Genomic DNA, 5,672 nt, shown 5'->3' with positions numbered 1-5,672 from the left:
AAACATTTCATTTTCTAATATAATGACCTTTTCATTAAAGGAAGTTTTTCCAACATGCTTCGTGTTTTCAACCAGGCGAAAAATATTATCACAGCACTGCTTGGCACCTTTTACCAATAAAGGTACACCAATAAAGTCAATATTAAGGCCCCTTGAAAAAAAACCTCCAAATGACATTACTAATGGAACCGTCGGTGAGGTATTGGAGAATACTATTTTTTCATCCGCATGGAATTTTTCTTGCATAAGTAAGATCATTTCCTTCATTGCAGGAACAACTAGTTTGTTCCGTTTCCGCCCTATGGTATATACTGAATGACCTTCATCATCGATTCCGTGAAAAATAAGTTTTCCGAAATCCTTTTTTGTTAATTTATTAAAAAAGTTTACGTTTAGGATTTCTTCCGAGGTTAAGGTTCTTTCTGATTGTGGTAATTGTTTCAAGTGATACGCTGCAGCTAAAGAGGTTGTATGCGTTCCGCCATAATCATTGTAGATATAAATCACAATATTTCATCCCTTGCTATATTTTTATTTAAAATTTGGTGTTCTCCCGGCTATTTCACTTTTATCAGAGCCCTTTTTAATTTCACTCCATAGAACTAGAGTCCTCATTTTCTATAGTAAATTTCACCTTCATTTTTTTCATAAACCAAAGATAATACCAATATGAAAGTTGCAGAGTGATAAAAATAGTAATCCAGGACCAATACCAAGCCCAATGAATGTATTTGATGACATCCGTGTATTTCTCCAAGATAGCCTCTGTACCCGAAATGATCGATGGAAAGAAGAACATGTAGCCAACCTTATATTTTACATTATTCAAACGATGGAAATTTACGTTATATATGGCACTTACCGCTGGGAAAATAAAATATTCAAAAGTAAAACTCACCCTATAGGCATACTCCATAAAACGAACTGGGTACACGATTAACTTTTCTTCTGACACAATCGATCCAAATAGCCATGTTAGAACCTGCATAAATAAAAAACTAATATGAGCATCTAATATCTTATTTCTCGGAATAAATTTCCATAATAATATGATGGTAATAATGATAGATATAATAAGAATCCAAATTTCTACTTTCATTAAAATCTCCTTTTACATAGAGAAGGATATTAAAATTAGTATTCTTTATATATTAATAAAAATTCATTTTGCTGAACAAAATCTAATAATAGTCAATAAAAAAAACGAGAAGTCTACCTAAGGTAAATTTCTCGTTTATGTTAGAAGGTTTATTTTTTTCGGAAAGCGACGATCAAGGCAACTAACGCTAATAAGACCGAAACAATAGATAAAATAAGCGGTAAAGATTCTGATTTTGTTTCTGCTTTAGTCGATTCTGCATGCCCTTTTTCCTCATGCTGAGCAGAATCCGAGGCCGCATGATGGTCCGTTGACGCTCCAGAAACTATTTTTGTGATCGAATGCGGAGAGTCTGACCCTTCGTCTCCTGTCCATTCAACAATGCTGCCATCTTTATAAAATTGGAATGCATCCCAAGCTACTTCTCCAGCTTTATCAGGATTCTTCCCGACAAAAGAAAACTGTTGGAATTGACCAGGCAAGATGCCTTCTCCAGTTGCTTCAAATGTAATAGATTTCACTTTTCCATTCTCATCTTTGTCCGTGGAATAATTCCAGCCTGGCACAGGCTGATAGGACATAATTTCCAACCCAGCTGGTGCTTTTAAAGTAAATTTTGTAGTAGGCACATCTTTTTCAACCGGAACTTTAACCGTATAGGTTTCCCAGGCCCCAGTAGTTGATGTATTAGGTATTACAGTTACATGGGCACTAGCCACACTTGAAAATAAAAATAATCCTAAAAAAGTTGGTAAAAATACTTTAAAAATCTTTTTCATGGTCTATAATATCTCCTCTATTATTATTTTACTGACTGCCTACAATCACGTTAAAAACAGCGTCTACTGCCTCTAAATCTTTAGTCAGGGCGTGAACTTTTACTTCCCAACGACCAGCCATATTGAAATGCATGCCACTAGCTTCATATTTGCCATCCTTGCCCTTTTTTAAGGGTAATGTAGCTTCACCCATTTCCATGTCCAGGGAGTGGAAAGTAAGGGTTACCTGTTCGACATTATTTATAGAACGTCCATGACGGTCTTTTAATGTGACGGCAAAGGTGTTTTTACCGATTACGTTGGGTGTTGCTGCAAAAGTAATCGTATCGCCATGTACATTCTTTGTTTCATTTATGGGTCCGGGGGATGCAGCAGCCGTTGGCAGATTCGTTAAGATCACAGAAAGAACCAATACGATGAGCCCAGAGACCAATTCCCCCCATATCGTTTTATTGAGTCCTTGGTCACGATTTCGCTTGCCTTTTGAAAAATTTACCGCTGCAAACACTAGCATTACCATAAGGAGAAACACCTTACCCAATAAGATTCTCCCGTAATCCGTTTGGAAAAGTGAACGGAAGGTTGGAATATATACGAAACTCCCGTAAACTCCCGTCAGTGATAAAACCAACACGATGACTACCCCGAATCTTGAAAACGTTCGGATGAATTTCATATATAATGGCTTAGTTTCTGCATTTCTGGCAAATGGATTTAAGGCAATCAAGGCAACTAAACTACCAATCCAAATGGAGGAGGACCCAAGATGAAGAAAATCCATCCCTACGGAAAGAAACACATTTTCAGTCGATCCTGCATGGCTGGTAAAGGCCTTCATCCCAAGCAACCCCATCCCTAGGATCAGAGAAATCCACTCCCTTAATGGTTTCTCTATGAAAGTCGCTGCAGCACACAGGACGATTAGGGTTAACACTTGGAAAATCCACACATTCCCATACACACTGCTCGTTAGCATTTTCCTCATTACATCGGCATGAAAAACCTCTCCCCATGATAAACCAGATTCAATCGTGGTTTGCAGAGGCAACCCCAATAAAATGCTGACACATAGTATAGCGAGTGAATAAGTAGTTAATTTACTAAAGACCTTCTGAACCCTCAGGTTCTCGACCAAATCTTTAGGCACAATGAATAGGGTAACAGACAACATCCCAACAAGAATGGCATTGCTTATGTATTGAAGCCAGCGAATAATCATTAAATCTATTCCAGGCGTATAGCCCTTTGACTTCTGATTAACGATATGGTTATTTTCCCCCTCACCGATTTGGAAGGGAATGATTCCTTCAACGGGGTGTCCATCACCCGACACCACTTTCCATTGAACGGTGTAAGTTCCATTTGGAAGATTGCTTTCCAAGTCAGCTCCAATGATTGAGGCATGATGGGGATCAATTCTTCCATTCTTCTGATCCACTTGTTTCCCATCCGAATCAAATACTTTGATAGAATGAAACGTTGGTTGAATGGTTTCATCGAACTGAATGGAAACCCGGTTTGGAGCTTGATCGAGAATCTCATTTTCGGATGGTTCTGATTTTATGATATAAGCATGAGCCGATGTATACGCAGGGTTTAAAAATAGAAAAACTACTATTGCTGAAATGAATAGAAAAAGATAACGTCTCATTTGTGACAGCCACATCCCTTTTGCCCATTCATTCGCTGCTTGATTTCTTTTATAGCTTTATCAAATGGCAGTAATGCTCCTCCAAACCCCCTTTGAAATTGTTCAGCATGTTTTAATGAACCGAAAGCTAATACTTGCGGTTGGCAACAGTTCAAATTAAAATCTGAATCAATAACATAAAAAGCCATTTTGGCACTAATGGTGGTATCACTCAAAAAGTCTCTGCAGATAATTTGTGATACATCTTTTTCAATATCGCTGTATCTCATTAATCCACAGTGAGGGCAGCATTGTTGTTCAATTTTTAAATCATGAGTAATGATTTGAACAGAGTGCCGAGTATTGGACTCTTTTAAACAATACGTGCATGCAGTTGAAGATCCTTGCTTTGTTTCCGCCAAGGAAACTCCACCTGAGGTTTTAACAACCTTCCGATCCTCCATCAATACCTTTATGTCGCGATACACCGTCATTTCTGAAACATTTAAACGTTTGCTGATTTCTGTGATAGAAAGCGGACCTTCCTGTTTCAACCAGATTAATAGTTGTTGCTGGCGTTCAAACGGTAACATTTAGCACCACCCTTTTTTGACACTACTCTTTTAGTAGAGTAAACGATATTCGCATTATTAACAAGGTGTTTATGTGAATTCGGTGTGATTATTTTTCAATATTTCACAATAAATCACATTTTTTAACATAAAAAAAGAAAAGCCCAATAGGAATGAATCCTGTTAGGCTTTGTAATAAACTAACGATTATTTATTTCTTTATTAAATTGTTCCATTACCTCGTGAATTTTCACGACACCAAGGTCCCCTGCTTTTCTCTTTCTTAGCGCCAAAGATTGGTTCTCGACCTCTTTTTGACCAATAATAAGCATATAAGGAATCTTAAGTTTTTCAGCCTCCCTAATTTTGAAACCAATCTTCTCTACCCTATCATCGACTTCGACTCGCAATCCCGCTAACCCCATTTGAGACTTAACTTCATTTGCATAATCTACTTGGGCATCAGAAATTGGTAAGATTTTTGCTTGAACAGGAGCCAACCAGAGGGGAAACTCTCCAGCATAATGTTCGATTAATATGGCCATAAACCGCTCAACTGAACCAAAAATAGCCCTATGAACCATAACTGGACGATGAAGCTTATTATCTTCACCAACAAAAGTACAATTAAATTTTTCCGGCATTTGAAAATCAAGTTGAACTGTACCACATTGCCAGCTTCGTCCAAGTGAATCTAAGATATGAAAATCAATTTTTGGACCATAAAAAGCACCATCGCCGGGGTTAATGTTAAAATTCACCTCGCTATTACTCAACACTGATTTCAAGGCTAACTCCGCCTGATCCCAAACTTCTTCAGAACCCATGTATTCCTCAGGACGAGTAGAAAGCTCTACTCTATAATCAAAACCAAAGTGAGCGTAAAACTCATCAATTAATTTCAAAACCTTTTCGATTTCGGACTCAATCTGGTCCACTCGAACAAATAAATGTGCATCATCTTGAGTAAAGGAACGAACTCTTAATAGACCATTTAAAGAACCGGAAAGCTCATGTCTATGGACTAATCCAAGTTCCGCAAATCGGATCGGCAATTCACGATAGCTTCTCCGTTTACTGTTGTAAATTAAAATAGCTCCGGGGCAATTCATTGGCTTAATCGCATACTTTTGTTCATCCACATTGGAGAAGTACATATTTTCATGATAATGTTCCCAATGACCGGATTGCTCCCATAGCTCTTGCTTCATCATAATAGGAGTTTTTATCTCCTGATAACCTGCTAATTGATGTTTTTTTCTCCAAAAATGTTCAAGCTCGTTCCGGATGACCATTCCATTTGGCAGTATAAAGGGCATTCCTGGAGCTTCTTCGATTGAAGTGAACAATTCTAACTCTTGGCCAAGCTTACGATGGTTTATTTTTTCCGCTTCTGATTGATTAGACATAATTTCATCCTCCTAATTTCATTTTTTTAATAAAAAAAACCGCACTCATCCCTACTTGAAGGGACGAGTGCGGTCGTGGTACCACCCTAATTCCATTAAACACGACGATATACGTGTTTGATGCTCAATAAGATAACGGTCATCCCGGTTATAGATACTCTGGTCAACCCATTTCCCCATAAC

General features: G+C 37.9%; 6 protein-coding genes (1 of these 6 only partly in view). All 6 read right to left on the bottom strand.

Annotated features, from left to right (window positions below):
* A protein-coding gene (locus V7083_RS20855; protein WP_335481544.1) for a DUF3189 family protein crosses the window boundary here: on the bottom strand, positions 1-507 show its 5' portion. 15 nt of this gene lie to the left of the window's left edge; only the first 507 of its 522 coding nucleotides appear in the window; the start codon lies at positions 505-507; the stop codon falls past the left edge of the window.
* Positions 508-589: 82 nt separating this feature from the next.
* Positions 590-1,099 (bottom strand): CBO0543 family protein, encoded by a 510-nt coding sequence (locus V7083_RS20850; RefSeq protein WP_335481541.1) that lies wholly within the window; start codon positions 1,097-1,099, stop codon positions 590-592.
* A gap of 149 nt (positions 1,100-1,248) precedes the next feature.
* Complete coding sequence (locus tag V7083_RS20845; RefSeq protein ID WP_335481538.1) at positions 1,249-1,878, bottom strand: YcnI family copper-binding membrane protein; 630 nt, start codon at positions 1,876-1,878, stop codon at positions 1,249-1,251.
* Positions 1,879-1,906: 28 nt separating this feature from the next.
* Positions 1,907-3,529, bottom strand: coding sequence for a copper resistance protein CopC (locus V7083_RS20840; protein ID WP_335481535.1), 1,623 nt, complete (start codon positions 3,527-3,529; stop codon positions 1,907-1,909).
* Positions 3,526-4,101, bottom strand: a complete 576-nt coding sequence (locus V7083_RS20835; RefSeq protein ID WP_335481533.1) for a DeoR family transcriptional regulator — start codon at positions 4,099-4,101, stop codon at positions 3,526-3,528. Before V7083_RS20835 ends, V7083_RS20840 begins: the two co-directional genes overlap by 4 nt.
* A gap of 179 nt (positions 4,102-4,280) precedes the next feature.
* Entirely contained in the window at positions 4,281-5,489 is a 1,209-nt protein-coding gene (gene thrS / locus V7083_RS20830; RefSeq protein ID WP_335481531.1) for a threonine--tRNA ligase, read from the bottom strand.
* Between the last annotated feature and the right edge of the window lie 183 nt (positions 5,490-5,672).

This window comes from Bacillus sp. JJ1764, assembly GCF_036962145.1.
Lineage (GTDB): Bacteria > Bacillota > Bacilli > Bacillales > Cytobacillaceae > Neobacillus.
This window is presented reverse-complemented; position numbering and strand designations above follow the sequence as displayed.

Excerpts from the sequence above, each read along its gene's own strand:
- V7083_RS20850 (WP_335481541.1), bottom strand. The coding sequence starts at position 1,099 with ATGAAAGTAGAAATTTGGATTCTTATTATATCTATCATTATTACCATC.
- V7083_RS20845 (WP_335481538.1), bottom strand. The coding sequence starts at position 1,878 with ATGAAAAAGATTTTTAAAGTATTTTTACCAACTTTTTTAGGATTATTT.
- V7083_RS20840 (WP_335481535.1), bottom strand. The coding sequence starts at position 3,529 with ATGAGACGTTATCTTTTTCTATTCATTTCAGCAATAGTAGTTTTTCTA.
- V7083_RS20835 (WP_335481533.1), bottom strand. The coding sequence starts at position 4,101 with ATGTTACCGTTTGAACGCCAGCAACAACTATTAATCTGGTTGAAACAG.
- thrS (WP_335481531.1), bottom strand. The coding sequence starts at position 5,489 with ATGTCTAATCAATCAGAAGCGGAAAAAATAAACCATCGTAAGCTTGGC.